The following is a 25,962-nucleotide window of genomic DNA, read 5'->3' on the forward strand; positions in this document are numbered from 1 at the left end:
GTCGGTGGCGTCGCGGGCGCTGTACGACGCTCAGGGGCGGGCATCGAGGCTGGAACGTGCCGACGTAGCGCGGTCCCCGTCCAGACCGAGCTGGGCGGGGACCGCGAGGGGGAGCGTCAGGCTACGCCGGTGGGCTGGTCCGGCGGACCGTTCATCGGTCGTCGTCCTCGTCGTCGCGTTCCAGGATCGCGCCCAGCCGCTCGATCACGATCGCCTCGGTGCTGTTCGGCGCCGGGTCCGGGTACGACGTACGCAGGTCGTCCAACAACGAGTGCAGCCGGTCCCACCGCTCGACGTAGAAGTCAACCACTGCCGCACCGGCCCGGAGCCGCTGCGCGATGGGGATGTTCGGGTTGGTTGACCAGCCCGCAACCGCCGCCGCGTCCTCGACCTTGATCGTTGCCATCAGATCCGCCCGTCCTTCCGGTACACGTCGTCGGTCAGAGCTTGGCGAGTCTCGGCGGTGTTGTAGGCGGCGCGGACGTCCTCGAGCTGGGTCGCGGTAGCGACGAGCGCACACCCGGACAGCATCCCGGCCAGCGCCCAGAGCCAATCGCCGCCGTGGGTGATCTGCCAGAACGCGAGCCCGGTGATGAGGCCGGACAGAGCGAGTTGGATCCGCAGGACGCGGCGACGTCGGCGGTACGTGGTGGTCATCGGGTGGTCTCCTCCGGTGGCCAGTATGGCGGCCGGCACCGACGAAACGACAGCGTCCGGGCCCGACTCGGGTACGACGTCGGCGACTGGGGGCAGCTCGGGACCGAGCTGCACGCCAACGTCGACCGGCTGCGGGAGCTCGTCGCCGAACGCTGCGATCCCGCGGCGAACGAGCTCGGCGTGCAGGTCGTCATAGAGATCGCCGGGCGGGAAGCCCCGCAGAGCCACGTCAGCGCCGGACCGGAGCACCTGCAGGATCTCGTCCAGAGATACGAACCGGCGGATACTGGTTGCAGGGTTCAGATCGGGCACGGCCGGCGGATCAGCGGGGACGGGATCGCAGGCGGCGTCGACCGCGGCACGGGTCGATTCTCCCCACGTCTGGCTGTCGACGACTGCCCACACGACCAGGCGGTGCGTGCCGTGGTCGCGGGCGCCGACGTACTCGCGCGCTCCCGGGATCTGGCGCCACACCTCATCGGCGGGGACCAGCGCGAACCGAGACGCCCAAGCGGTGAGGATCGCGTCCGCCTCGTCATCGGGAGTGCCCGGCTCGACCTGACCGCGGACCTCGCGCCAGTCGTCCGAGCCGGTCGCGGACTCGTACACGAGCCAGAACAGCGGCGGCAGGTCCGGCGCGAGCTGGTTGAACACGTCGGCGTCGCCCGTGCCGGCGTACTCATCGAGCAGCTGCTTGAGGCCCGGCACCTCGGGCTCGGGTTCGCCGGCGGCGACGGTCGCGGATTGCTGCTCGGAGTGCCAGCGCAGGAGCGCCGCGTTCCAGTCTTCGCGGTTGGTGACTCCCCACACGATCAGGCGGCGGCCGGCACGGTCGTCGGCGTACTCGTGCATCCCGGGCATTCCGCGGGTTTCGTTGAGGGGAAGGTCGAGTCGGTCGGCCCACGCCGCCAGGATCGAGGCCGTGTCGTCGTCATCGGTACCGGCCTGGGTCGTGCCGTGGATCTCGCCCGGGTTGATCGACGAGTGCGGGCTGTAGATGACCCAGAACAGCGGCGGCAGGTCAGGTGCGAGCTGGTTGAGGACGTCGTGGTTGCGGGTGGCGGCGTGTTCGTCGAGCAACTGCTGAAGGGTCTGCATCGGTTCGTCCTCTCAGATCAGGGCGGTGAGTAGGGCGGCGGCGAACAGCCACAGGTGGTGCCAGGACTGGTCGAGGGAATAGGCACCGGTCCCGATCGTCGGGTTGTCGTCGTGGCCGGGCCGCGGCGCTCCGAGCGTGTAGTACTCCGACTTGCCGATCAGCCGGGCGAGGCCGGCCAGGGTCCAGCGGCGGTCTGCCCAGTAGTGCGTGACAGCGCTGACGAGTTGGCCGGCCACGAACCCGGCCGGGGTGATCGGCAAGTCGAGCAGCACCCACACGAGCGCGCCGAACGCGGCCGTGATCGCGGTGTAGGTCGCGACGTGGGCCAGGCACGCCCGGGCACCTTCGCGGCTCCTGGCGCCCTTGGTGAGCGCCTGGTGGTGGGTCTGCACCCAGTGGTCGGCCACGTTGTGCGCAGTCAGCAGCGCGCCGAGGTACGCGGCGAACGTCACAGCGGCGGTCATCGGTTCCCCCTTCGCACATCGGTTCGGTACGCCACGTACACGCAGATCGCAGTGAACGCCCACGCGGCGGCGGTGATCGTCCAGCCGATACGTGCGACGCGCGGGCCGTCGACGGCGAACGCGAGTACGCCGGACACGGCCGCGAGCACGAACAGCAGGGCGATCCGGACCTTGACGCGGTTGCGCAGCTCGCGGCTCATCGGGCGACCTCCGTGGTCGCGGCGACGGCCGGCATGTCCGGCAGGAGGGGCTGGAGGACGAACGGGCGGACCTTCACCGACCAGCGCTCAAGCCCGTTCGGGACGAGGGCCGTCATGGCAGCGAACCGGGTGACGAACCTGCGGGTGGACGGGTCGCGCCACGGTTGGATCTGCTCGGCGAACGCGGCGACGATCCCGATCAGCCGTTCAACGTCGTCGTGGGTGACGATCGCCGGCGGCTCGCTCGGGTCGGTCGACAGCTCGAATGCCTGGCGGCACTCCCAGCAGAGCAGATCGCGGCCAACGCTCTTGAGGTCCTGGAGGTCGACGAGTGCATGGCGGCTGTTCAAGGCCGGGATGTGGACCGCGTCGCCGTCCTCACTGGCTTCCACCTCGTCGCAGACCTCCGTGTCGCACGTCGCCGTCCAGCACGGCACCCCGAGCTGGTACGGGTCGCCGTACCGGCTGCCGTACCGATCGACGAACTCGGCTGCCGCCTGGGCGGTCAGGAAGTGACCGAGGGTGTCCTCGGCGTCGAACCGGACGACCCAGCACGGGCTGTCGCTGACTTTGGTGATCATCGGGCCGCCTCCAGCTGGTCGACGGCGAGCGGGCCCGGCGGTACGCCGGGGATCGCGCCAAGGGCGTAGTCGGCGCGGAACCGCGGCAGCGGCGTGACGATCCCGATCCGCTCCCCGCCGTAGACGACGGCGTGCAGGTCGGGCACCCGGTCGCCGGCCAGCGGGAGAATGCCGGCACCCACGGCGTACAGGGCGGCGATGATGTCGACCTCGAACCGGGTCGTGGCCGGTACACCGGCCAGCGGCGCGGCCAGTGCCTCCAGGAGGCGGGCGGCGTCGGTCGGCCCGAACCCAAGGGCGTCGAACCGTTGCCCGTCCAGTCCGTCGAGGCGGTCTGTCCGGATGACGACCAGGCGGTCGGTCAAGTACTCGACGCCGTCCAGTTCGAGGGTCCACAGCCAGCCGCGGTGACCGGGCCGGACACGGTGCCCGAACACCTCAGCAGCGTCGACACGGCGGGGTTCGGGACGGGATGTGGGGAAGGTGAGCACGTTCCCCGATGTGTGGTGGGACATGATGGTGGTGGCTCCTTGCCTTCTGCGGGTTGGGTGTCTCTGGCGGCCGGTCCCGGGGTCCAATTCGGGGTCCGGCCGCCGCTGCCGTTACGGGCGGTTCTTGCGGGTGCGGGTGATCGCGAGCAACGCGGTGGCGGCGACGAGCATCAGGCCGTCGACAGCGAGCGGCCCGAGGTGGGCGTTGACGGTGTCCTCGCCCCACGACGTGAGCAGGCCGGCCATGTGCCGGTACGACAGGACGAACGCGACGACGGCGACCAGGCCGACGCCGACGAACCGTCCGGTCCCCCACAGCCAGCCGCGGGGCCAGGTAACGCGGGTCAGCAGCTCGATCGACAGCAGCAGCGCCAGCGGCCAGAACGCGGCGCCGATTAGCTCGGCGACGTGGGCGCCTCCTTCGGCGGCGTGCAGCATGTTCGCCGCGACCGACGCACCGATGCCGGTCGCGAACGCGAGCCAGGCCACAAACCGGCCCGGGACCTTCCGGTCTTCTGCCTGTTCCACTGGGGTTTCCGTGGCGCGGTCGGCGGAACGCTCAACCGTTCCGGCCGGGGCGACCAGTTCCGGATCGTGTTCCGCCGGAACGACAGGGGCGACCAGGTCAGCAACCGGACCCGTCGCCGGAACGATCGGGTCGGTGGCCGGAACGGTGACCGTTCCGGAGCCGACCGGGACGCTTTCCGGGGTCAGTGCGGCGGCGGGGTCCTGAACGGTCCAGGACGGTGCGGCCGTGTGCGGCTGTGTGACGACCGGGGTCGGGGTGTGGTCGATGGGTCGCGGGTCGGGTGTCGTTGCGTCCTGGGCCGGATTCTGGGCGAATGACGCCAGGTTTTCGGCGGCCGGGGCATTGGCGGGCTCGGTGATAGTGGGTTCCGGGGCCGGTCGGGCCGTTTCCGGGGCCGGTGCGAAACGTTCCGCCTCGGGCCCGGGCAGTGCGTCAGGCACCTCGGTGGCGGCCAGATCTTCCGCCGGGTGTTCCGCCGAGTCGGCGTGGTCTTCCGGAACGTCGGCCGGAACACGGTCGCCGGTGTGCTGTTCCGGGTACGCGTCCTCGGCGATCTTCCGCGCCCAGCGAGTCGTCCGGTCGAACCGTTCCGCGAGTTCCGCCGTTGTCGGCGTGCGGCCTGCCTCGCATTCCGCCCGGAAGTAGTCCAGGACGGCGGCGCGGGGCACGTCGCGGCCGGCCAGCTCGAAGATGGGGTCAGCGGTCTGGGTCATGATGGGTCTTGCCTCCGTGGGTGGTCTCAACCTTCGGGGTCCAGGGCCCGGTGCGGACGTCTCTAGCGCGCACCGGGCCCGCTCACTTCCGGGCTAGGTCGGCCGCGAGGTCGGCGGTGACGGCGGCCGCCAGTTCCGGATCGGTGAGTAGACGGGCGGTCAGCGCCCGCAGCGTTCCGGCCGATGAAGCGCCGGGAATGCCGGTGCCGACCCACCAGAGATGCAGGTCGCGGTGCATCTCTGGGTCCAGGTCGACGGTCAACCGGCGGGGCCGTGTCCGGTTCGGATCGGTTGTAGTCATGTCCTCACCATACGCCGTGGACTGCAATACGGCCATACGTCGTGTATAGCCGGTTGTATAGCAGGTCAACCGGCAGTTTCTTATATGACTGAAGACTGCCGTCTGACCTGCACCTTTCGCCGCAATATGAACTGTCGCAATACCCGCGTTCCGCCCGGCACGCTGGCTGGTCAAGAGGTGTCTCGGTGTGAGTCACTGGCCTTGAGACCACTCACACGACCACCCCGGAGCACACCGATGGACACCCAGCCTGAGCAGCTGCACGCCGCCTGCCGACGCGTCGTAGCCGTAATCAACGGCAAAGGCGGCGTCGGCAAAACCTCGACGGCGGCGAACGTCGCCGGGCAGGCGGCCGACGCCGGCCACAACGTGCTCCTGTTGGACTTCGATCCACAGGCCAATCTCAGCGAGGACTTCGGAGTCACGCAGGCAGGGACCGGGCACGATGCCGGCGCGGCGCTATTCGACGCGGTCGCTCGCGGCCGCGAGCTCGTCCCGTCGCACCCGCAGATCCGGCCGCGGCTTGATCTGTGCGGCGCGGACCCGAACAACACGCGGGCGCTCGTCGCCTGGCTGACCGCGCATCTCGGGCAGCCAGGCGGGGAACTGGCGGTGGCGCGGGCCCTGGCGCCAGTCGCGCCGCGGTACGACCTGGTCATCATGGACGTTCCGCCGGTCCTCGAGGAACCGCGCCGGGTGGCCATGGCAGCGGCCCGGTTCCTGCTGATCCCGACGCAGGCGGATATCAGCTCGCTCAAGGGGCTGCGGCTGGTGTCGGAACAGTTCCGGCAGGCGCGGAACGTCAACCCGGAACTGCAGCTGCTCGGGGTGCTGTTGACGTTCGTTCCGGAAGCCGGAAAGGCGATCCGGAAGGACGTGCGGAACGACATCGCGGCCGACTTCGGAACGGCGGAACCAATGTTCCAGACGGTCATCCGACACGCGCTCTCACCGGCCCGGGACGCACGGGGCAGCGGCCTACTCGCGCACGAATTGGAGCAGTTCGTACCGACCAAGGCGGAGCAATTCGAGCGGTTGCGGCAGCGTGCGGCCGGCGCGACCGTCGAGCGGGCGGTCTCGTCGACGGCGGTCAAGCTCGCCGCGGACTGGGCATCGCTGACCGAGGAAGTGCTGACGCGGATCGCAGCGGCGGAAACCCTGGCCGGAACGGGGGCGGAACGATGAGTGCGGAACGGAACCGGCCGCGCGGCGGGCTTCCGCCGGCCGATCTCGGGACGGCGTTCGATGTGGCGGGGGAAAGGCGCGGAAGGCTCGCGTCGATCCTGCCAAGCTCGGACCCGTCGACGCCGGAACGGACCACCAAACCGGCCACGGAGCGGAGCCCGGGACCGGCCACCGTTCCGCCTGTTCCGCCCGTTCCAGATCCGGTCGTCGACGTCGAGCACGACCAGGCAGCCGACGACGCCAGCGGTGAGGACGTGCAGCCGGTGGCCGGCCCGAGGCGCACGACCAAGCCGGTGATCCTGTACATGCCGACGCAGCTACGGGCACGGCTCCGGCGGGCCGCCGTGGGCAGCACGCAGCTCGACGTCATCCTCGACGCGGTCGAGCGCACCGAGAAGGCCGGCGACCTCGGTCGGCTCGTGCTCGAGCACCAGCAGCCCGACACGTCCGGCCTGTTCGAGCGGGACACGCCACGCGGCTCGGAGTCACAGGTCCAGGTCAACGTCCGGGCCCGGCGCCAGCACATTGCGGTCCTCGACCAGCTCGCCTCGCGGTACGGCACGAACCGGTCCGAGCTGGTCCGGGTCGCGCTCGATCACATGCTCCCGGGCGGGCCACGCCGGCACCGGTGAACCTACCGAGATGCCTGCTGAGATGGGGGAGCTGCCGAGATGGGGCTGCTGAGATGGGAAATCGAGCCGTGACCTGCGCAAATGCCGTGCTGCTGAGTTGCTGAGATGCAGACCAGAAACCCGGCCCAACGCGCGCAGGCGCGTACGCACATGCGCGGGCGCGCGCGTGCGCGCGCGAGGTCGCAAAGTCAAGGCGAGATGGCGCGGCGTGCTTTCGGCTCGCGATTCCGCTGGAATGGGGCCTGAGACCACCAGGACGAACGGGAGACAGACCATGGCCACCGTGGAACTGCGCGAGCTGACCGGGCGAGGCAAGACACGCAAGCTGGAGACGACCGAGGTCGCCGTCGACGCCGGCGACGAGGACGCGTGCGTGGACCTGCTGCGACGCATGGCCAAGCAGCACGGGAAGAAGCCCAGCGACTGCGAGATCCGGGTCCGCAACGGCCGGAAGGCACCCCACACATACCGCGTCTGATCCCCTCCGCACCACTGCTCCGGCCGCGCGGCCGGCTCGAACCCCGGAAGCGTTCTGTTCCGGGGTTCGCTCATGTCCGGGCCCGGAATTCCGGCGCGCCTCATGCGCCGTGTCTCCGGAGAACGATCGCCTGTTTCACCGCGCGGAAAGTATCCCGGGCCCGGCTGCGGGCGAGCGGAACGTGCGCGGCGTTCCGCACGGCGGCCGCCGTGTGCCCGGCATCCTGCTCGGCGTTCCGCTGGGCGGTGGCAGCAAGGCGCCGCTGCCAGCTGGAAGCGATGGGGGAACCATCAGCATCACGCCAGTGGTTGAGCCGGTACCGCAGCCACCGTGCGGGGTCGAGTACAGCGGACGTGGCGGTGTGCCGGGTGCCGTCGGGGCGGTGGTCGATGGCGTGCTTAACGTCGTCGACGGTCCAGCCGGCCTCCCAGAACTCGCGAGCGATGTGGGCCAGGTGGCGGGTCGAGATCGAGCGCAGCGGCGAGTTGACCAGGACGTCTCGCTGGTGTCCTTCGACGGCGGTGGTGTGCCAGCTGGAACCTCCTGCACGGCGAATCTGGTCGGCAGCTTGCTGCCGCTCCTGCTTGGTCTGAGGAGACCAAGCGACGGGTCCTACGTACGCGCGTGGGGGGTTTTTTGTAGAAGGTTGGTTTGTAAACGTAGGGGTGCAAGTTGTACCTGTGGATAACTGTTGAGCGTCGTTCTGAGCGTCCACGGCCGGGCCGGGGGAGTGGAGGTCCGGCAGCGGCTCCTGAGGGCGCACAGGGCCACCAGCAGGCGCGCACAGCAGGTAGACGGGCTGCCGGTTCTCGTCGCCGTACAGGGCGTTCTGCCACTGCTTGCGCCACCGTGGTGTCGTACCGCGCTCGACGTGTCCCAGGAACCCGTTCTCTCGTAGCCAACGCAGCCAGTTGGCCAGGGCCCGGCGGGACACACCGGCCGCGGCCGCGGCGGTGTCCCAGCACACGCGAGCGGTGTGGTCGATCCACCCGGCCCGCAGCATGACCTGCCACGCGACCTCATACAGGTTGCGGCAGGCGTCGGCCCGTAGACCGGACGACTCGATCGCCTTCACGACGCGCTTGATCCAGTGCCCCTGCGACGTGACGAACTCGCTGAGCGCACCGTCGACCCGCGGCAAGTACTGAACCAGCTCGAGGCGGGCCAGGGCCCGATCGCGTTGCTCCGGGTCCTGGATACGGGACAGCCGGCGCCGCATGGCACGCTTGGCCGCCCGGACTCCAACTCTCCGGGCCGGAGGCTCCAGGCGGCGTAGCGGCTTGGAGGCCGGGACGGCGGCAAAGCCCGCGAGCAGCTGCTCACGGGCGACGTCGACCAGGTCCAGCGGAAGAGCCTCAGCGACCGCGGTCACGCGACCACCTGGACACCCGGTGCATCGACCAGGCCAGGCTCGGCAGCAGGAGACTCGTGCAGCGCATCCTCGAGGACCTTCCGGCGTTCCGACAACGCCGCCGCCGGTTCGTCGAGAGCGGCCAGCAGGGCGTCCCGACGGGCCTTGGTCGCAGGCAGGGAATCGTCCAGGGCGTTCCGCTGAGCAACGACGGCCGACAACAGCTCGTCGGTCGTACGGGCCACGCTGGGGTCGGAGATGAACGCGAGCCCGTTCGGGATCCGCTCAGCTTCCAGGGAGCGAATCAGTTCCGCTCGGTCACCAGGCGAACACGACGCCACGGGTGACAGGGGCAACACGACAAAACGGGATGTGTTCCCGTACATTTGAGACGTCCTTCGATCTTTTGCGGATAGGGACAGCGGCCCCTCAGCTGCGCGGCTGGTAACCGCGTGAGGGGTCAAGGTGTGGCCCGTAGGACGGCAGTTCCCACGGCATTTCAGAGCGGCCCGGTTGGTAAAGCCGGGCCGCTCTTACGTTCAGGTCGTCATGACGCCACCAGCTCAAGGTCGGCACGCCGTTCGGACAGGTATCGGCGGATCGCCTCGCGGGCGAGGTCCGACGACGTTTCGCCGTCGGCTGCTGCGAGCCGTTGCAGGGCATCGCGTTCCGGCGGATCGAGGCGTACCCCGACGACGATGCGCGGCGGCTTAGGTCCCTTCCTGGCCACAGGCCCTCCCAGCAGTCGACGACAGATCGCGTTAACGCTAAGGGGCTTCCGGCGAGGGACCGCGCCGACGCGCCGAGGACGGCCATGATCACGCGGTCACCTCGTCTTCGAACCGGGCCCGGATCAGCGTCCCTTCGCGGGTCGCCTGCCCATCGCTGACGAGTCCTGAGATGTGCGAGTTGACCGTGGACAGTCCGAGCTCGACAGCCGCGGCGAGCTCGGCCGCGGTTGTGCCCTCGGGTCCGGCGGATTTCAGCCCGTCGAGTACTGCCTGCCGGTTGCGGCTGCCCTTCGCGGCCTGCCGCTTGCCGATCTCTACAACCCGCCCGCCGGCCTCGAGGTCGTCGAGGGTTTCGTGCAGCCGCATGGTGATCGCGTCGAGGTCCCCAACCAGATCGCTTTCCTGCGGGGCATCGGCCGGGCCCGCGGCCTGGGTTGGGGCCGACTCGACTACCTCAGCAGCCACGGTTCCGCTGCCGCCGGCCTTCTGCGCGTCGCGTGCCTTCCGCTTCGCCTGCTGGGTGGCGTACCAGGCCGCGCCGGTCGGCCGGTTCTCGTAGAACTCGCCGGCAGCCTTGCGGTCTTCGCCCTCGAGCTCGCGGGGGACGAAGCCATCCAGGACTTCGTCGACGCGCGACTTCGCCTTGGGGTCGAACATCAACCTCGCCGGGTATCCGATCGGCTTACCGGCGAGCAGGATCGCGCACCATCCGCCGGCGTTCTCGCCGCCGGGCAGGGCCATCAAGTCGATCTCTTCTGAGGTCGACTGCAACGTGGTGGTCTGGGTGTTCGTACCGCCCGGGCGCAGGCCAATGACGTTGCCGACCGTGCCCATCATCTGGTCGCGGACCTGCATGCCGCCGGGCAGGTCCACTTCGGCGCCGCGCTGGCCGGCGTACTTCAGGGAGATGCCGAGCGCCCGGCCGGTCAGGGCGATCTTCCCGAGCATGTTTTCGTGCCTGGCGCTCAGGTAGTCCTTGATGACGTTGCACTCGTCGAGGACCAACTCGATGATCGGGTCGCTGTCGGCGGACACGACGAAGTCGTCCTCGCCCAGATCGCCGTACCGCTCCTGGCGAGAAATCATGATCCGGTAGACCATCTCGATCGCGGGGCCGAACAGTTCGATCTTGCGGATCACGGTGTCCATCGCGCGGGCGAGCCGCGGCGAGCTGGTGCCCAGTTTCCCGTCCAGGTAGACCATGACCGACAGCCGGTTGATCACCGTCGGAAGCAGCATGATGTTCAGCGCGTTGGACTTCCCCGAACCGGACGAGCCGATCAGCAGGAAGTGGTACACGCCGGTGCTGTTGTAGATGCGCAGGCAGACCTCTTTGCCGTCCAGGCCGACAGCGACCGGTGCGCGGCCGCCGTCATGCAGCACGGGACCGGGCCAGATCTTCTCCACCCGCTCGAGCTTCCGCTCCGGGGTGAGTACCAGCCGGATCCGGCCGGCGTCTTCGCGGACGGTCTCGACACGGGCGGTGTCGACACCCATGTGCAGAGCCCGCTCCAGCCAGTGCCGAACCTCATCAGTGACGACCGTGGCGGCGTGCACGTCGGCACGCAGCTGCACGATCGCGATGTACGTTCCGGCTTCAGGCTCCTCCAGGTCGACGATCACCGACCCAGCCAGTCCTGCGGGCCCGGTCAGGACGGCGTGCGCCCAGGCGTCACGCAGCTGGATCGCTTTGGCCGACAACTCTGCCGGGGCCTCCGACTCGGTACGGCGGATCCGGCGCGACTTGAGCCACCCCACGACCTGCTCCCCGGTGGCCAACCCAAGCGCTGCCGCGGCAACAGCGAGCGATCCGCCGGACCAATCGAGCCCGGCGGCGTTCGCGATCCATACTCCAGCCGACCAGACACCAGCACCAACAGCCCACCGGCCCAGCAGGCGCCGCTCAGCACGCGACAGCCACCTCCGGCCGCCGATCTCGTCCGGGCCCTTGTCGGCCGATACGTAGCCGGCCGCAGCAACAGCGGCGAGACCGAGCAAGGTCAACACCGGGGTCGTGGCGGCACCGGCCGCCGTGACGGCCGAAGCAGCGAGCGGGGCCAGCTGCCACCGGTAGTGCCACGTCCAGTTGCCAACAGCAACGGCAGCGGCGCGGGCGTCCTCACCGGGGCGCTTCGGAGCAGCGACCGGAACCAGCTCGGTACCGGGGTGCGGAACCAGGCCGGGTACGGCGGTCGCCGCCGCACCGAGCTGCGGGAGCTGCGGGGGCATGGCCTGGACGACCTCGCCACGTCGGCCGGCCTTCTTCCGCCGCGACGTCGTGTACGTGCCGGGGGTCGCGAGCCACGCGGCCGACCCCGGCGCCGGGGCCTGCACCACGACCGGCTGTACGGCCGTCTGTGTGGCGCGGGTGCCTGCCTTGGCGGTGATCCAGGACGACGACCGGGTGCGGCGTGCAGGGGCCACCGCCGGCTGTGTGGCGGTGGGGCGGGTTCGTGCCTTCTTCACCATCTCGGGGTCCTCTCGTGTGTCGGGGTGGTCTCGTGTCCCGGCCCGGTCGTGAGCCGTCGCCCCCGTGCGGGGAGCCGGGACTGTTGGGTTCAGCTGGCGGTGAAGGCGGTGGTCTCTCCGCGGGCCTTGACGTTGTCGATCGATTCGCCAACCGCCCGGGCAGCAGCGATCGCGCGTCGGCCGGCCGCGAACGGTTCGGTGGCGGGCACCTTGAACGTGGCGATCGCTTCGGTGATGTCGTTGACCGCGCGGTCCAGGTCGCGCGTGCCCCACTTCGTGCCCTCCCACTGGGAGGAGAGGTGCTTACCGGACTTCTTGACGCGTTCCGCGGCCTCGCCCAGGTCCTTGAAGACGTTCTCCAGAGCCTTCAGGTACTGGTCGAGGTCGGCGAGGTTGTTCAGTTCGACGTTGGGGTTGGGCATGCGAATGACTCCGATTCGTGAGGTGTTCGACGGTGTGGTGTCGGGTGCGCTGCTGGGCGCTTCCGGGGCGGGCTGAGGCGCCGTCTCCGGGGTCTTGGGGGCGAGGTCGGCGTTGGGCGCCTCCGGGGTCTGCTCCGGGGTGGCGGGGCCGGTTTTCGGCTCGTCCGCGACGGCCTGCGGACCCTTGCCGGTTTTCGGGGTGACGTCGTTGCCGTCCTGGTCTACGACAAGGCCGGCCGCGTCGCTGGTCGGTGTGCTGCGGGGACGTCGTACCGGGCTAGGAATGGTCCAGCCACGACGCGACGGGCCGGCGTCCGGCGAGTCGGTGCTGGGGGTGGTGTCGTCGACGGCATTGGAACCCTGCTCGCTTGAACGGGCCCGGCGGGCAGCAACCAAGCCCTGAACTCCGTGAAAAAGGGACGCCGTACCGCCGGCAACCCGGCCGGCGCCACGGGACCCGCGGCTCCACAGGTCGCGGCCGGCCTCCCGGCGAGCTCGCGCGACGGCGATGCCTTCGCGCCACCCGTCCACGATCGCGCGTTCACGCGGCGACTTCTTGCGGGTCTTCGGGTTTTTGCCGGTGGCCGCGCCACGGGCGGCGCCGAATATGCCGCGCGACAGGGCAAGGGAAAACCGGTCCGGGGAAACGAACAGGTACGCCAGGGCGCACGCGAGCAGGATCTCCATCAGAACCAGCCTCCGACCACACCGGCCAGGGCGTGCCCGCCAGCGGTGATGACGGTGTCCATCGCGTTTCCGGCCTTGCCCGGCACCATCGCGACCAGGGACGGGATGAACAAGCCAGTGATGACCAGGGCGTCGGGCGGGTCGTAGCTGAACATCCGGTCCGGCAGCATTCCGCCGATCCACAGCCCGGCGATCGCGGCGGCCAGGACCCAGGCAATGGTGGTCCCGAACGCCGACGACGACAGGTGGTCGATGGTCCGGAATGCCCAGCCGAACGTGCCGTTGATCAGTGCACCGACCCATCCGGCCGCGCCGACCAAACCGGCGCCAACGAACGAAAATCCGGCGACCCTGACCAAGATGACGTCGGCCCAGTCGGGCGTGTAGCGCATGCAGAACATCGCGGCGAATCCGAACGCCGTCATGAGAAACCAGGACATGTCAGAAGGTCCCTTCTCGGGGGTGGGTGTGCGGGTTGGGGATGGGGTCGGTGCAGCGGTGCCGGCGGGCGGCGCGAGCAGCTGCACGAGAGCGGCGGTACTCACGGCGCTCGCCGCACCAGCACCGCAGTAGGCGGGTCACGCGACGTCCAGCTCGACGAGCTCAAGCAGGCGCCGGTCGCGCTCCTGGCGCTCGTGCTCGGCGGCGGCGTCGACGGGAAGGCCGGCGCCGTTGTAGCGGACACCGGCGGTGACGGTGTGGGCCAGGTCGCGGGCGTCGACGAACGCGGCGCGGGCGTCGCACTCGGCGTAGACGGGGCAGGCGTTGCAGCCACGGACCGGGGTCTTCGGGTCGATGGCAAGTCGGTTCACGTCGGACCAGGCGTCCGGGTCGGACCAGCACGGGGGTACGCCGTTGCGCTTGATCGCGGCCGACAGGTTCGCGTCGGCGCGGTCGAGCGCGAGATCGGTGATGACGGGTCGAACGGTCACGGTTCGAGTCCTTCCAGTGGCAGTCGGTTGCCGCCGGGTCTCTAGCTCCGGGCGGCGGTGGGGTTTCCAGGAGAACCCAGGAACTAGGCTTGTGTCAATGAAACCAGTGCGATCAAGTCACATAGCTTGACCAATGAGACCAGCCAGGCATCTTGTGTCGACACAAGTGCCTTACGCTCGACAGGAGGGCCGACCGTGCCCAGTGGCAAGACACCAGGAGGGCCAAAGATGGCCGCGAGCTACACCCGCGTCGCGGACGAGATCACCGCGGCGATCGTGAGCGGGCAGTACGCGCCGGGGGACCAGATCCCGACCATTCGCGAGATCGCCGATCGGTACGAGATCGCGCTAGGGACCGCGCAGCGGGTCGTCGCGACGCTGCACACGCGCGGCCTCGTCTACACGTCGTATGAGGACGGCAAGCGAGGCGTCCGGGTCCGGTCGCGCGGCCGAACCGACTTCACCGCAACCGACCTTCTACGCCGCAACGGCGGCGGCGGCGGCGGGGATGCGTTCACGCAGAACGCGGCCCGGGTCGGCCGGGCCCCGTCCGTCCGGTTCTCGATGGTCATGCGGGTTCCACCGGCCGACGTCGCGCAACGGCTGGGGCTCGCTCCGGACGAGTTCGCGGTCGAGCGGACCACGATCCAACTGCTCGACGGCGAGCCCTGGTCGCGCGAACGCAGCTGGTACCCGGCCGACGTCGCGAAAGCGGCCGGCCTCGACACCCCGCACAACATCGGCGAGGGCACCCATGCCCGCCTCAAGGCGCGCGGCTTTCCCGAGATCGCGCACCGCGACGAGGTGACCGACGAGCTCGCGAACGCAGAGGACGCGACCGACCTCGAGGTCGCTCCGGGCGCGACGCTGCTCGTGCAGACCAGGACCGCGGCTACGGCCGACCGCGTGACGCGGGTGTCCAAGTTCGCCCGGCTTCCGGGCCGTAACCGGCTGATCTGGGAGATCGGCGCACAGGAAGGACTCGACGTGATCCGCAACCAGCTCGCGGCAGGCGCCGACTTGGCCGGCGGGGGCAGCGTCGACGCGCCCGCGTCGACCACAGGAGAGGTGACGGTCCGATGACGTACACGCTTCGCCGCGCCACCAGCGCCGACGAACCCGCGGTGACGGCCCTGATCGCGGACCGGGCCGCATGGCTCGTTTCCCGCGGCCTCGACCAGTGGACCGTCAAGGACCCGGCCCGCACCACGGCCGCCACGATCGCGGCCGGGGAGACGTGGCTACTCGTCGACCAGGACCAGGCGCCGATCGGCACGATCACCATGTCTACCCGGGCCGACCGGGATTTCTGGACCGACCACGACCCGGCGCTGTACCTGTCCAAGATCGCGACCGCGGTCGACCGGGCCGGGGAAGGGCTCGGGGAGCTGCTCGTCCACGCCGCGTACCTGTACGGCATGGCACACCAGGTATCGCTGCTGCGGTGGGACGTCTGGCGCACGAACACAGCACTCCAGGACTACTACCAGCGGATCGGCGGGGACCTGGTCGACGTCGTCCATGTCCAGGGCCGCAACAGCGGAGCGCTGTTCGAGCTGACGACTCGGATGCACGGCCAGATCCACAACTCCGGCACCGCACAGCGAGTCCGGATCGAGGCACCATCCGGAGTGGTCACGCATGCTGCGTTCCACACCGTCCATGGGACCACCAGCCTCGATGAAACGCACGACTTCGACCAAAGCCTCGGCTACAACCACAGCCACACGCTCGACGACCTGGTCGACGCCACGGGCGCTCCGGTCCGGCTCAACATCAACTCGACCGCGCCCGGTCTGCTGTACGACGACGGCACCGGCTGGCGCTTCCAAGGCCAGGCCGTCGCCGGGACGCTGCTGGCATCGCTTCGGCCGGGCTGGGTGTACTTGCTCGAGCACGGACCGCGGTTCGGCGAGTGCTACGTCGAGCTGCGCGGCGACCTCGCACCCGGCCAGGTTGACCAGGGCCGGCCCCGGCAGGCGGTCGAGGCGTGACGGCGTACACGCTGCGGTCCGCCGTACCGAGCGACGTCGACGACGTGATCGAGCTACGCCGGTACGCCGAGGAATGGCTCAAGGCAGCCGGGATCGAGCAATGGACGTCATCGGCCACCGGCGACCGAACGATCCGGGAGCACTTCGATGACGACCGGACCTACGTCGTTGTCGATGACGGCGGGTACGTCGTGGCATCGCTCGCGCTGGGCGAAGGGGACTCGGATTTCTGGACAGCCGACGAACTGACCGAACCGGCCCGCTACCTGTACAAGCTCATGGCGGGGCCGACTGCCCGCGGGATCGGGCTCGGTGACGTCCTGCTCGACTGGGCATGCGATCGGGCACAACGGCAGGGCGCGGACCGGATCCGGCTCGACTGCTGGCGGACGAACGCGGGCCTTCACGCCTACTACCTGGCGCGCGGGTTCCGGCAGTACGACGTCCGGACCGCACCGGGGCGCAAGTCGGGTGCGCTGTTCGAAAGGCCCGCGGATCTACGGCTGGCTGTCCCCGGCCGCGTCGAGCTGGTCGACGCCACCTGACCTCCGAACAGCACGAAAGGGCCCCGACCGTCTGGTCGGGGCCCTTCGTCGTACCTACGGGCGGTCAAGCGCGCTCATGGGCGTCTCGGTCTCGTACTTGGTCACAACGCCGTGCACGACGGCGAGGGAAACGCTGACACCGGCCGCGATCTCCCGGAGCGACTGGCCTTCGGCCCGGCGGGCGATGATCGCGCGGCGCTTGTCGTCGTCCACGACGGTCGGCCGGCCACCGACTCGTCCCTGTTTGCGGGCGGCCTCAAGTCCGCTGCGGGTCTTGCGGACGATGTCGCGGCGCCGGTCTTCTGCGAGCGCGAGCGCCAGGTCGAGAATCAGGGAGCGCTCGGTGTGCTCGCCGGCGGCGATGCCTTCGAGAACCTTGACGGCGACGCCGCGTCCGAACAGGTCGGTCAGGACGATCAACCCCTCGAGCAGGTTCCTGCCGAGCCGGTCAACCTCGAGCACGGTCAGCATGTCTCCCGGCCGCACGTAGTCGAGCGCGGCCTGGAGATCGGGCCGGTCCGCAGTGCTGAGCTTGCCGGAGGCCCGCTCCTCGAAGACCTTGATGCAGATCGGGTCGAGGGCGTCGTGCTGTCTCTGGACCTCCTGGTCCTTCTTGCTGACCCGGACTAGGCCGACGAGTGCCACGCGTACCCCCAAGCGTTCAGGAAACCTGTTCGAGTTGGGGTCTCACGGTAGCCGGTTCCCGAACAGGTTTCTGAACGACTCGTCAGGCGTGGGCTGACCTGGACTGGCTTGTGCGTTCGGCTGCTCCATAAGCGACCGTTTGGCGAACGCCTGTGCCGTTCACCCGGCAGGGCTCTCACCCCCGGAGCTCGCCGGCGGATTCGGCCTCAGCTATCGCGTCGATCGGATCTGTACGCAGCTCGGTCTGATCCGTCCAGCGGGCAACGACCGACAGGACCGCCAGCACCTCCAGGGCGTACTGCTCGGACCATTCCTCGTGACTGTGAGCGGCCACGTTGCGGATGCCGGCAAAAGCGCCCTGTGCGGTCAGGTGGAGCCCTTCTTGGCGCGAGCGCCACCGGTCGCTGTTGCGATCGCCAGGAAAGTGAAGCCGCGGCCGGCCGGGCGAGACCTTCGGTGCGAAGACGTCCTGGACCAGCGTCCGGTCAGTTAGGTCGCTACCGGCCTTCTGAGCAATGTGGGCTGACAGCGACGTAGCTGCTGCTCCCACCGCGACCCGGTACTGGCCTGTACCCCACAGCGGTGCGGCGGCTGCCCAGACGTGAGGATGGAACTGGTCGGCACCAACCGTCGGGCCGTCAGGAGCAAGATTCTTCTTCACCGCCTCCCAGTCCCGGGCAACCCCCAATGCCGTGTCTGTTACCCGCCTGTAGACGCCGGCCTGCTTCTTCACGTCGACCGGAACTGAGCCCGGCAACGCCACCTCAAGCGCCCTGGCGATCTTCAAGAATGTCGGGAGCTCGGACCTGTACTTGGCCTCCAGGTCGGACCGCGGCGCGAGCCGCGTAAACCAGGGATCTTCAGGCGCGAACGTTCCATCGATCCGGCTCGGAGACAGGGTGATCAGGACGCATGTTGTGCGGAAGGCGAGGATGCGCTCGACCATCCACTTGAGGTTCATTCGACGCACGATAGCGGCGAGCACCCCCACCTGCCGATGGCGTTTCCCGAACGGGCCTCGCCGCTCAGAAGGGCGGCACTTCGATCACCCGGCCGGCGCCGCCCACAGGTCGTTCATCGGGGCCGGACTCGGTCTGTCGGCCGCTGTCATCGGGGCGTCCGTCCGAGCGACCAGACGCGGACCGTGTCGTCGGTGACTTCGTACAGGACGCGGTAATCACCGACGTGCAGGCGGCGGACCAGGCCGCCGGAACCCAGGGCCACGCTGTCGGCTGGCTCCGGGTCACGGGCGAGCGCGTTGACGGCGGCCCGGATGCGCTTGGCTGCCAGCCGATCGGATGCGTACACGTCGCGGTAGCCGGTGAACCAGCCGCCGTCGAAGATCAGCGTTCGCTCGGTCACCGGGCGGTGTCCGCACCGTCAACTTCGGCCTCGATCTGGTCCATAAGGCGCTGGGCTTCGTCGTTCGGGACCCATTGCTGTCCGCCGGCCGCCTTCATGTCCTCGATCACCGCCAGGTCGGCGGCGTCCTCGAGCGCCTGGTAGTGCGCGAGCAGGCTGGGGGAGATGACGACGGCGGCCGGCTTGCCGTGGTCGGTGATCATGACCGGCTGGTTGGTGTAACGGGCCTCGTTCATCACGTCGGCGGTCTGCTTGGTCGCCTGGGTCATCGTGTAGGTCACCATGCCGACGACGATACTCCGGAAAATGCGAATAATTCGACATTTCGGAGGTCGCCTACCGGATGCTGTTCAGTTCGTGGTGAAGTGCCAGCCGCTGATACAGACAGCGATCTCGCGGGGTCTACAACCCCCTGATCATGGCTGGGGTCCTCGCCGTGCGGTTCGGCAGGTCGAGTCATCCTTGATCGTCGAACACCGCGTCAGGCAGCGCCTTGGTCAGCGTCTCTGCGAGCTGAGCGAGCGCCCTCGTTACCGCGAGCTGGGACGGACCATCGACGGGGGCGAGGTCGAGCGTGGGCGATTCCCAGCTGACTCGGCCGTTCCCGGACACCGACACCGTGACGGTCGTCGTGGTTCCGTTGGGTAGGCCGACGGCCAGTTCGGCGCGGTCGACGAACGCCATGTCGTCCAGCATGACGATCCGGCGCTGCTCTTCCTCGGCGGCAAGTTCGTCGACCGTCTGCAGCTCGGCGACGCGCCGGCAGACAGACCGGCTGAAGCCGTCCATCCGCTCGGCGGCATCGGCCAGCTTGGCGGCCCGGGCGGCGTGATCGTCTGCGACCACCGCGTCAGCCAGCCAGCCTGCCGCGACCAGCGCGTGGAACAGTGCTTCGGTCTCAGGCGCCATGTCCTGAACCCACGACGGTTTGGTCACCTCCAGGAGCTGTTCCAACAACTGCCGGATCTGTGGCAGCGCAGCGACCAGCTCGGACCGGGAACGGGCAGGATCTTCCTTGTACTCGGCGTGCTCAGGCGTCATCGCTGCACCTCGCGGGTGCGTACCCCGATCGGCATCTCCGGCAGCTCTGGGTCGCCATCCTCGACGCCGTACCACTGGTTCGGAGTCCGATCGGGGTGGCGCTCGTAGTACGCCACGGAGTAGTCCCGCCGGATCCGCGCCTTGCGGTCCTGGTCGACGTCGTCGCGGATCGAGTCGGCCGGGTGCCCGGTGAGCTCGGCGACCTCGTCCGGGGCGACGCCTTCGTCCAACAGCCCGAACACGGCCGCCTCCAGGAACCGCGTGGAGGCCCACTGCATGTTGCGCGCGGTCAGGATCTTCGACCGCAGCTCGGTCTCCTCGAGCAGGTCGTCCGCCCTCCGGATCATTGCCAGGCTTCCCAGGTATTTCCACGCCTCGCGCAGATCGACGCGCTCCGAGCGCGGGGGCGGGCAGTCGTCGACGGCCCGCGGCGCCGTACGTTCCAGCGTCGGTTCGGCCGCCGGGCCGGCCGCTGGTTCAGTGGTCATCGGCCGGTGCTCCGCTCCAGCTCGTCCTTCGCCTGGTCGATGAGGGCCTTGGCCTGGCTGATCAGCCGCGAGGCCTCGTGCCGGTGCTCGTGGTCGGCCGGGCCGTGCCCTTCGGGCCAATCGGAGTTCATCCAGTCCCGCGCGGCGCTGAGCCCGTTCCTGGCCTCGTTGAGGGCATCGCGGGTGTTCTTGGCGATCTCGGTCCAGGTCGGCAGTTGCTGTGCCATGGTGCTGGTTCCTTCCATGCAGGTGTCGGACGGGTCGGGTGTGGTGAGGGTGGCGGCCGCGGTGTCGATGAGTGCGTCGGGCAGGAACGCCTGGACGAGCTCGTCCACCGTGCGCCCGTCGGCGTCGTCTTCGGCCGCCTGGTGTTCGGGTAGCCCGTGCAGGGCCCGGGTACGGCGTCCCAGCTCGTCGAGGTCGATATCGCCGTCGACCCACTGGTCCTGCAACGCCCGGGCGGCGTCGGGCGACCGGGCGCCCTCGAGCTCGGTGGAGTGCCGGACCGACGCCACCGCGGCAGCACGCTCGTCACGCATCTCGCTCATCTAATCCCCTTCGTGGTCAGCATCGTCTGCGCCGTCAGTACACCCAGCGGGCGAGCGGGTCGCCGCCGGTCAGGATCGTGTTGACCTTGGTGGCGGTCTTGCCGTACGCGGTGGTCTGGGCGGAGGTCAGCTCGACGTCGGCGCCGGTGGCGGCACTGGTCCGGACGACGTCGAGCAGGACGGTGGTGTCGTCGTCGGGTGGCAGGCTCAGCAGGCGGCTGATCCGGGTCAGGGGCTGGATCAGCTCGGCCTCGGTCGTCGGCTTGGGTTCGCCGTCGGCGATCTGCTCGAGCAGCTCCGCGAGGTCGGACAGCCGCTTGCCGTCCCACGGGTTGCCGGCCCCGCGCCGCTTCGAAGGCGTCAGCGCCAACTCCAGCTGGGCGACCGCGGCCGCGAGCAACTCCCGGTCCGCGGTAGCGATCGGCACGGCCCGGAACGGCACACGTTCGCGGCTGCCGCTGAGCAGCCGGGGCCGGGTGCTGGCGTCCGGTTCGATGCGGGGCAGCGCCAGCTCGTCCACCGCGCCCCGCAGCACCTCCCAGACCCGGTACAGCGCAGCCAGGGCTCCGTCGCGGCCCGTGAGCGGCGCCGGCAGCACCCACGGCTCTGGATCCTCAGCGGAATCCTCTTCGGTCACCACGAGGGCCAGCAGGAGCTCCTCCGCGTGCTCGAAGATCGGTCGCAGCTCGTCGACGTCGGGCACCAGCACCCAGTCCGTCCCAGCCGTGCCATCTGCTTGCCCTGTTTGCTCTGTGGTCATCGTGTTCCCCAGCGTTCATGGGCGGATTGGCGGGTGATTCCGGCGGCATCACCGACGGCTTCCCAGGACGCGCCGGCCGCCCGGGCGGCCGCGACCGCGGCGTTCAGCCCGTCGCGGGCCAGGTCGACGGCGGCGGTCGCGGCCCGCACGTCGACGAGTTCCGCGTAGGCCGGCCCCAGGTGGCGGGCCCACTGGTCGCGCAGCAGCTTGCCCACGGGCAGGCCGTCGATGTCGTCGACCTGGTCATCGGGCACTCGCAGCACCCGGGCCGCCACGCTGGTGGTCTCGCCCCGGGTCCACAGCTCCCCACGCCAGGCCCCCCGGCGGCCATCACAGTTGCAGGCCACCCGCCACCCCACGATCCCGGCCGGCGGCCGGGACGCGGGCCTGTCGCCGTACGGGATCGGCGAACCGTCCGGATTCGTGATCAGCGTGACCCCGCCGGCCGACCAACCGGAACCGGCGAAGCCGTCAGCGAACACGTACTCGATGTAGCCCTCGTGACGGCTGTCCTCGCTCTCCCAAGCCATCCACCCACTCCAATCGCCAGCGTAAGGGTTTCCTGACGTTCAGAATGTCAGGAAACCCTTACGTCGTCAACAGGTAGACGTGCGTTGCGTCGGGGTAGCCGATCGGCACCGGAGCGCGAGAGGGCCCGCCCGGGATACTTGGCCTGATCGAACAAATGTTCGATACTGCAGGAATGGGGAAGGCGATCGGCGACCGCTACGGCACCGAGGGTTTCGAGGACAATCGGCCGCCGTTCCAGCGGGTGCTGAACGAGTCCTGGCCGGCACCCGAGGTCGCCCGGGCGCTGAAGGACGTCGAGGTGTGGCGCCAGATCGAGGTCGACGTACGGGTGGTACTTGACCAGGCGGGGCCGGTCACGTTGCGCGGTACGGCGGTGCGGTGGACCCGGCTGCATGTCTGCGTGCTGCTGCTGGATCCGCGGCTCCTGGTCCCGTACGTCTGGCTCAACCCGAGCGACGTACGCCGTACCGAACCGGCACGAGGATCCCGGCCGGGATCCTGACGATCCGCTCCCGCCCGGCCCGCGAGCACCTGGCCGGGGGTCAGTTGGTGAGTGCGATCTTGTCGAGGGGCAACCACGTGAAGGTACCGGCGGCCGGGTGCTGGTCGACGGCCACGAGCACGACCTGGTCGACGGTGAACCTGACCGGAGCACGCCAGGTGTCTTTGACGGCACGGATCAGCGGGTCCGGGTCGCCTGCGGCCAGGCCGTAGCCGAGACCGATGTGCGGGACCGGTCGCGGCTGAGCACCGGCCGTGCCTGCTGGCAGTACGTCGCGCCCGAACACGTCGGTCGCGGCCTCGCGCACCCGGTACACGAGTTCGCCGTACCCGTCGCGGGCCTCGGGTGTGGGCGGCGGGATCCACAGCGTCACGCCGTGCACGCCGACCACCGCCGGGCCGGCGGTGAGCTCGAACGGGTCCAGGCCGGCGAGCCGGGACCGCAGCGCGCTGCCGATCGCGGCGAGCTGGCCGGGGCCGGTGTCGTCCAGGTGCTGGTGCAGCATCTGGACGGTCAGGTGCAGCCAGCGGCGCGGCTGGACGCTCACCAGGTCACCGAACGGCTCCATCACCGCGTGGAAGTCGTCGGCCAGCTGCAGCACCGGTTCCGGCGGCATCACGTACACGTGCAGCCGGCCGGACTGGTTCTCCCACCGTGCGGCCGGGACCGACGTGAAGAACGGCCTCACCGATCCCCCACCGGGCCCTGCTCGTGGCTGTGGCCGGTGGGCGTCCCGGCGGCGTCGTACCCGGTCAGCCCGTCCGCGAGCCATGTCGCTTCGGTATGCGACAGACCGAGATGAACGCCCAGCCCCAGCGCCAGCAGCTCGTGGGCACCCCACGACCGGCCGAGCCAGGTCGACACGTCCTCGGCCGCGATCTTCGGGTTGGACCTCAACCGGACCGCTTCGGCCTGCAGGCGCCGCGCAGCCCGCGCCATCGCCGTCAGTTCCGGACCCAGCCGGCCGACAACGTTCTCGGGTGCGATCCGGGCCTGGTCGAACATCGGCACCGGCGTCTGGGCGTACCGTTCCACGTCCTCGATCTCGTCTCGCCAGTCCAGCAGCCATGCCGCCTGACGCCGGTCGTACTCGACCTGATCCGCCGGCGAGAGCTCCCCGCTCATGACCGCTCCGCATCCGCAACAAGCACCGCGTCCGCAGCAGCTCCGGAGGGTGTGCTGGGTGGTGGGCCGATCTCGAAGGGATCTCCCTTGTCCCCCCACCAGTCCGGTGTGAGGCGCTGGGCCGGCGGGAAAGGCTCGGCGAATGGCGCCTGGGCGAACGCGATCTCGGCAACGTGGTCGTCGTCGCCGTTCAGGTACACGACCCGGATCCGGTCAGGGAGCCCGCCAAGGTCCGGGTAGTGCGTGTTCCAGGCATCCAGCACCGCCGGATACATCAGGATCCCCACCCGCCCCCGGTAGGTCTCGAGCCCGGGCTTCGGCTCACCCAGCGCCCGCATCCGGACCCGCTCGACACTGGCACCGCGACGCAGCACCGCCCACACCTCATGCCGACCCACCCAGGCCGCCAGCCGCCGCCACGCCCCAGAATCCACCAGGCCGCCGTCGAGAGGGCCAGGCCTGCCCCAGGTCTCCAGCCAGCGCAGATCATCGATCTCCGGCGACTCCTCCCAGTCCCGGAACCTCGCCACCGCGCCACCGCCCAGAAAGTTCAGCGACTGGTCGACGAAGATGTGCTGGACCCGGTGCCAGGTCGCCGGCGTCCGGGCATGCTCGCACGCACCCAACCTCCAGTCCGTTTCAGGAAGCCTCACCACCGTCGCGGACACCACGTCGTCGACCAGGTCGCGGCCCAGCGTCACGCTGAACCTCAACGGCACCTCCCGCCGCGCCGCGGCCCGGAGCTCCCACCGGGCACGCTCCTGACGCGCGGACGCATCCTCCCGCGACTCCTGCAGCCCCTCAGCACCACCGGTGGTATCCACCCGGCCAGCCTAGAGCGGCACTAGGTGACCAGCCAGACACACACAGCGGCAGCCCGGCCTCCAGGGCACCCTTCCACCACCCACGCCACCCATCCGACCCTCACCCCCGCTGCCAACACCCGGCACCACCCTCACCACCCCTCAACTCACTCATCCTTCACACCCCACCCCACTCTTCCTCCACCCGAACTCACCAACCTCTTCTGCCCACTCGCACCGACACCTCCCTCGTCGTGTCGTTGGAGGAGGGAGGTGTCGGTGCGAGTGGGCAGAAACCGCAGGTCAGACCAGGGCTGGGTGTGGGTGCCAGGAACATCCCAGGAACGCTCCCGGAACACCCCAGGAGCAGGCAGTCGCAGCACGACAGGAAGGGCAGCGGGTAAGCCGCCGGACCGCTGCTAGCGGGGCTCCCCCTTGTGGCGCTTGTCGTACCCGGAGTCGATCAGCGGGATCACGGGAACGGTCGCCATCAGCATCCCGGTCAGCAACCAGCGCAGCCGTTCAGTGTCCGGCAACTCCTGCCCGGTCAGCACGTCGTCCACTGCTTCCCACTCATCCTCGTCATCACCCTCGTCATCGTCTTCGACGCCGGCTGGGACCAGGTGGGGCAGCCGGCCTTCGCCGATCGCCTCGACCAGGTCGCTGATCCGCACGCACAACTCGAGGATCTGCCACTTCTGAGCCTCGGCTTCCGCGGGGACGATCCCGTCGGCGTTGGCGTGCTTGGCCAGCTGGTTGAGGTTGTTCGCCGCACCGGCCAGCGTGCGGTGCAAGGCGAACAGCTGGGTCAACGCGTTGCGGCGCTCGGTCGGCGTCTCCCCCGCCGGGGTCAGCGCAGCCTCCACCAGCAACCGCGGCAGCGAGATCCCGAGCTCCTCGGCACGCGGCACCAGGATCGCCGCCTCGTCCTCGGACAGCTTCACCTCGGTCCGAACCGCCACACGGCCACCGGACACGTTCGAACGCCGCCGCCGCCGAGCCGCCCGGCGCCCCGACCCACCACCACGCGAGGCACCTGAACCACCGCCGGAACCACTGCCGGCCGCCTGGCCCTCGCCGCCCTCAGCCACCCCTCCAGCCACGCCATCAGCCACGCGCAGCACCCCACCACACCGCCGTACCCGCCGGGGCGGTGGCCCCGGCCCCGCAGCACTTAGCCGGGTTAAAGCTATAGCTTGCTCGGGCTCCGTCGTGCACAAAGTGGACAGGCCGGTGCGCGTTCTGGACCGACCTACGGGGGGCACCCGCAGGCAACCCCGGCCACGGTGTTCATGGGCGGTCGTCCGGCGCTCTTCCGGACGATCGGCGACCACTCCCCGGGCTGTGGATAACTCCCGCGCCGGCACCACGGTTTGGGGCAGTCTGGAGGGGTGGGCCGGGAGCGAGACCACCCGGCGCCGGCACCCGTCGAGCGACCCCCAGATCACCGGATCCGGGGTGCCCGGTACGCAGTGCAGGTCACTCCCGGCCCACCGCAGTCCGGGCCTTCCACTGGCTAGTGCAAGAGGTGTGTGCGACTCGATCGCGGCATGGGGCAATGCGCGCTGTACGGCGATCTGCGGACCCGGTCCGGGTCGGGGGTCGGTGGCGTCGCGGGCGCTGTACGACGCTCAGGGGCGGGCATCGAGGCTGGAACGTGCCGACGTAGCGCGGTCCCCGTCCAGACCGAGCTGGG

General features: G+C 69.6%; 35 protein-coding genes. 7 read left to right on the top strand and 28 right to left on the bottom strand.

Annotation, left to right across the window (positions count from 1 at the left end):
- Window positions 1-151: 151 nt before the first annotated feature.
- The 8 genes from ACFV9C_RS44265 to ACFV9C_RS44300 form a co-directional block, all read right to left on the bottom strand.
- Window positions 152-406: a hypothetical protein gene (locus tag ACFV9C_RS44265; protein WP_380204076.1), complete on the bottom strand. Its 255-nt coding sequence runs from the start codon at window positions 404-406 to the stop codon at window positions 152-154.
- Complete coding sequence (locus ACFV9C_RS44270; protein WP_380204078.1) at window positions 406-1,755, bottom strand: hypothetical protein; 1,350 nt, start codon at window positions 1,753-1,755, stop codon at window positions 406-408. Before ACFV9C_RS44270 ends, ACFV9C_RS44265 begins: the two co-directional genes overlap by 1 nt.
- Before the next feature lie 12 nt (window positions 1,756-1,767).
- The gene (locus ACFV9C_RS44275; protein WP_380204080.1) at window positions 1,768-2,220 is read right to left on the bottom strand and encodes a transcriptional regulator; all 453 of its coding nucleotides are present in this window, start codon (window positions 2,218-2,220) and stop codon (window positions 1,768-1,770) included.
- A complete protein-coding gene (locus ACFV9C_RS44280; protein ID WP_380204082.1) occupies window positions 2,217-2,420 on the bottom strand; it encodes a hypothetical protein in 204 nt (67 codons plus the stop codon). The genes ACFV9C_RS44275 and ACFV9C_RS44280 overlap by 4 nt, the downstream gene beginning before the upstream one ends.
- On the bottom strand, window positions 2,417-3,001 hold the full coding sequence (locus ACFV9C_RS44285) for a hypothetical protein (RefSeq protein ID WP_380204084.1): 585 nt from the start codon (window positions 2,999-3,001) through the stop codon (window positions 2,417-2,419). The genes ACFV9C_RS44280 and ACFV9C_RS44285 overlap by 4 nt, the downstream gene beginning before the upstream one ends.
- Entirely contained in the window at window positions 2,998-3,516 is a 519-nt protein-coding gene (locus tag ACFV9C_RS44290; RefSeq protein ID WP_380204086.1) for a hypothetical protein, read from the bottom strand. The genes ACFV9C_RS44285 and ACFV9C_RS44290 overlap by 4 nt, the downstream gene beginning before the upstream one ends.
- Window positions 3,517-3,603: 87 nt before the next feature.
- Window positions 3,604-4,734: a DUF2637 domain-containing protein gene (locus ACFV9C_RS44295; protein WP_380204088.1), complete on the bottom strand. Its 1,131-nt coding sequence runs from the start codon at window positions 4,732-4,734 to the stop codon at window positions 3,604-3,606.
- Window positions 4,735-4,816: 82 nt separating this feature from the next.
- Window positions 4,817-5,035 (bottom strand): hypothetical protein, encoded by a 219-nt coding sequence (locus ACFV9C_RS44300; protein WP_380204090.1) that lies wholly within the window; start codon window positions 5,033-5,035, stop codon window positions 4,817-4,819.
- A gap of 237 nt (window positions 5,036-5,272) precedes the next feature.
- Here ACFV9C_RS44300 and ACFV9C_RS44305 point away from each other — a divergent pair, with 237 nt between their 5' ends.
- From ACFV9C_RS44305 to ACFV9C_RS44315, 3 genes are all read left to right on the top strand, one after another.
- Window positions 5,273-6,220, top strand: coding sequence for a ParA family protein (locus tag ACFV9C_RS44305; protein ID WP_380204092.1), 948 nt, complete (start codon window positions 5,273-5,275; stop codon window positions 6,218-6,220).
- Window positions 6,217-6,852: a hypothetical protein gene (locus tag ACFV9C_RS44310; RefSeq protein ID WP_380204094.1), complete on the top strand. Its 636-nt coding sequence runs from the start codon at window positions 6,217-6,219 to the stop codon at window positions 6,850-6,852. The genes ACFV9C_RS44305 and ACFV9C_RS44310 overlap by 4 nt, the downstream gene beginning before the upstream one ends.
- 274 nt (window positions 6,853-7,126) lie before the next feature.
- A complete protein-coding gene (locus tag ACFV9C_RS44315) occupies window positions 7,127-7,330 on the top strand; it encodes a hypothetical protein (RefSeq protein WP_380204096.1) in 204 nt (67 codons plus the stop codon).
- Window positions 7,331-7,430: 100 nt separating this feature from the next.
- Here ACFV9C_RS44315 and ACFV9C_RS44320 read toward each other — a convergent pair whose 3' ends face one another.
- From ACFV9C_RS44320 to ACFV9C_RS44350, 7 genes are all read right to left on the bottom strand, one after another.
- Complete coding sequence (locus ACFV9C_RS44320) at window positions 7,431-8,702, bottom strand: hypothetical protein (protein ID WP_380204098.1); 1,272 nt, start codon at window positions 8,700-8,702, stop codon at window positions 7,431-7,433.
- Entirely contained in the window at window positions 8,699-9,067 is a 369-nt protein-coding gene (locus ACFV9C_RS44325; RefSeq protein WP_380204100.1) for a hypothetical protein, read from the bottom strand. The genes ACFV9C_RS44320 and ACFV9C_RS44325 overlap by 4 nt, the downstream gene beginning before the upstream one ends.
- 161 nt (window positions 9,068-9,228) lie before the next feature.
- Window positions 9,229-9,411 (bottom strand): ribbon-helix-helix protein, CopG family, encoded by a 183-nt coding sequence (locus ACFV9C_RS44330; RefSeq protein WP_380204102.1) that lies wholly within the window; start codon window positions 9,409-9,411, stop codon window positions 9,229-9,231.
- An 88-nt stretch (window positions 9,412-9,499) separates the two neighbouring features.
- Complete coding sequence (locus ACFV9C_RS44335) at window positions 9,500-11,881, bottom strand: hypothetical protein (protein ID WP_380204104.1); 2,382 nt, start codon at window positions 11,879-11,881, stop codon at window positions 9,500-9,502.
- Between the two features lie 89 nt (window positions 11,882-11,970).
- Window positions 11,971-12,990 carry a hypothetical protein gene (locus ACFV9C_RS44340; RefSeq protein ID WP_380204106.1) on the bottom strand — a complete coding sequence of 340 codons (1,020 nt, stop codon included), beginning with the start codon at window positions 12,988-12,990 and terminating at the stop codon, window positions 11,971-11,973.
- The gene (locus ACFV9C_RS44345; RefSeq protein WP_380204108.1) at window positions 12,990-13,517 is read right to left on the bottom strand and encodes a hypothetical protein; all 528 of its coding nucleotides are present in this window, start codon (window positions 13,515-13,517) and stop codon (window positions 12,990-12,992) included. Before ACFV9C_RS44345 ends, ACFV9C_RS44340 begins: the two co-directional genes overlap by 1 nt.
- A gap of 51 nt (window positions 13,518-13,568) precedes the next feature.
- Window positions 13,569-13,922, bottom strand: coding sequence for a hypothetical protein (locus ACFV9C_RS44350; protein WP_380204110.1), 354 nt, complete (start codon window positions 13,920-13,922; stop codon window positions 13,569-13,571).
- A gap of 228 nt (window positions 13,923-14,150) precedes the next feature.
- Here ACFV9C_RS44350 and ACFV9C_RS44355 point away from each other — a divergent pair, with 228 nt between their 5' ends.
- From ACFV9C_RS44355 to ACFV9C_RS44365, 3 genes are read left to right on the top strand one after another with little or no spacing between them, the layout of a single operon-like run.
- On the top strand, window positions 14,151-15,005 hold the full coding sequence (locus ACFV9C_RS44355) for a GntR family transcriptional regulator (protein WP_380204112.1): 855 nt from the start codon (window positions 14,151-14,153) through the stop codon (window positions 15,003-15,005).
- Window positions 15,002-15,916: a GNAT family N-acetyltransferase gene (locus ACFV9C_RS44360; RefSeq protein WP_380204114.1), complete on the top strand. Its 915-nt coding sequence runs from the start codon at window positions 15,002-15,004 to the stop codon at window positions 15,914-15,916. The genes ACFV9C_RS44355 and ACFV9C_RS44360 overlap by 4 nt, the downstream gene beginning before the upstream one ends.
- Window positions 15,913-16,461, top strand: coding sequence for a GNAT family N-acetyltransferase (locus ACFV9C_RS44365; protein WP_380204116.1), 549 nt, complete (start codon window positions 15,913-15,915; stop codon window positions 16,459-16,461). The genes ACFV9C_RS44360 and ACFV9C_RS44365 overlap by 4 nt, the downstream gene beginning before the upstream one ends.
- A gap of 54 nt (window positions 16,462-16,515) precedes the next feature.
- On the opposite strand, the gene ACFV9C_RS44370 is transcribed toward ACFV9C_RS44365, so the two are convergent.
- The 9 genes from ACFV9C_RS44370 to ACFV9C_RS44410 all read right to left on the bottom strand — a co-directional run bounded on the left by ACFV9C_RS44370 (window position 16,516) and on the right by ACFV9C_RS44410 (window position 21,835).
- Window positions 16,516-17,118, bottom strand: coding sequence for a recombinase family protein (locus ACFV9C_RS44370; RefSeq protein ID WP_380204118.1), 603 nt, complete (start codon window positions 17,116-17,118; stop codon window positions 16,516-16,518).
- Between the two features lie 163 nt (window positions 17,119-17,281).
- On the bottom strand, window positions 17,282-18,067 hold the full coding sequence (locus ACFV9C_RS44375) for a TIGR02391 family protein (protein ID WP_380204120.1): 786 nt from the start codon (window positions 18,065-18,067) through the stop codon (window positions 17,282-17,284).
- 146 nt (window positions 18,068-18,213) lie between these two features.
- A complete protein-coding gene (locus tag ACFV9C_RS44380; RefSeq protein ID WP_380204122.1) occupies window positions 18,214-18,468 on the bottom strand; it encodes a type II toxin-antitoxin system RelE/ParE family toxin in 255 nt (84 codons plus the stop codon).
- Window positions 18,465-18,752: a type II toxin-antitoxin system prevent-host-death family antitoxin gene (locus tag ACFV9C_RS44385; protein ID WP_380204124.1), complete on the bottom strand. Its 288-nt coding sequence runs from the start codon at window positions 18,750-18,752 to the stop codon at window positions 18,465-18,467. The genes ACFV9C_RS44380 and ACFV9C_RS44385 overlap by 4 nt, the downstream gene beginning before the upstream one ends.
- Before the next feature lie 172 nt (window positions 18,753-18,924).
- The gene (locus ACFV9C_RS44390; protein WP_380204126.1) at window positions 18,925-19,509 is read right to left on the bottom strand and encodes a hypothetical protein; all 585 of its coding nucleotides are present in this window, start codon (window positions 19,507-19,509) and stop codon (window positions 18,925-18,927) included.
- Window positions 19,506-19,997, bottom strand: a complete 492-nt coding sequence (locus ACFV9C_RS44395; RefSeq protein ID WP_380204128.1) for a hypothetical protein — start codon at window positions 19,995-19,997, stop codon at window positions 19,506-19,508. Before ACFV9C_RS44395 ends, ACFV9C_RS44390 begins: the two co-directional genes overlap by 4 nt.
- The gene (locus ACFV9C_RS44400) at window positions 19,994-20,545 is read right to left on the bottom strand and encodes a hypothetical protein (protein WP_380204130.1); all 552 of its coding nucleotides are present in this window, start codon (window positions 20,543-20,545) and stop codon (window positions 19,994-19,996) included. Before ACFV9C_RS44400 ends, ACFV9C_RS44395 begins: the two co-directional genes overlap by 4 nt.
- A gap of 34 nt (window positions 20,546-20,579) precedes the next feature.
- Complete coding sequence (locus ACFV9C_RS44405) at window positions 20,580-21,305, bottom strand: hypothetical protein (protein WP_380204132.1); 726 nt, start codon at window positions 21,303-21,305, stop codon at window positions 20,580-20,582.
- A complete protein-coding gene (locus tag ACFV9C_RS44410; protein WP_380204134.1) occupies window positions 21,302-21,835 on the bottom strand; it encodes a hypothetical protein in 534 nt (177 codons plus the stop codon). The genes ACFV9C_RS44405 and ACFV9C_RS44410 overlap by 4 nt, the downstream gene beginning before the upstream one ends.
- Before the next feature lie 173 nt (window positions 21,836-22,008).
- Here ACFV9C_RS44410 and ACFV9C_RS44415 point away from each other — a divergent pair, with 173 nt between their 5' ends.
- Complete coding sequence (locus ACFV9C_RS44415; RefSeq protein ID WP_380204136.1) at window positions 22,009-22,338, top strand: hypothetical protein; 330 nt, start codon at window positions 22,009-22,011, stop codon at window positions 22,336-22,338.
- A gap of 40 nt (window positions 22,339-22,378) precedes the next feature.
- On the opposite strand, the gene ACFV9C_RS44420 is transcribed toward ACFV9C_RS44415, so the two are convergent.
- The 4 genes from ACFV9C_RS44420 to mobC form a co-directional block, all read right to left on the bottom strand.
- Complete coding sequence (locus ACFV9C_RS44420) at window positions 22,379-23,026, bottom strand: 2'-5' RNA ligase family protein (RefSeq protein WP_380204138.1); 648 nt, start codon at window positions 23,024-23,026, stop codon at window positions 22,379-22,381.
- The gene (locus ACFV9C_RS44425) at window positions 23,023-23,463 is read right to left on the bottom strand and encodes a hypothetical protein (RefSeq protein WP_380204140.1); all 441 of its coding nucleotides are present in this window, start codon (window positions 23,461-23,463) and stop codon (window positions 23,023-23,025) included. The genes ACFV9C_RS44420 and ACFV9C_RS44425 overlap by 4 nt, the downstream gene beginning before the upstream one ends.
- A complete protein-coding gene (locus ACFV9C_RS44430; protein ID WP_380204142.1) occupies window positions 23,460-24,287 on the bottom strand; it encodes a hypothetical protein in 828 nt (275 codons plus the stop codon). The genes ACFV9C_RS44425 and ACFV9C_RS44430 overlap by 4 nt, the downstream gene beginning before the upstream one ends.
- Window positions 24,288-24,685: 398 nt before the next feature.
- Window positions 24,686-25,228 (bottom strand): plasmid mobilization relaxosome protein MobC, encoded by a 543-nt coding sequence (mobC, locus tag ACFV9C_RS44435; RefSeq protein WP_380204144.1) that lies wholly within the window; start codon window positions 25,226-25,228, stop codon window positions 24,686-24,688.
- Window positions 25,229-25,962 lie beyond the last annotated feature (734 nt).

The organism is Kribbella sp. NPDC059898, from assembly GCF_042730855.1.
In the GTDB taxonomy this organism is placed as follows: Bacteria; Actinomycetota; Actinomycetes; order Propionibacteriales; family Kribbellaceae; genus Kribbella.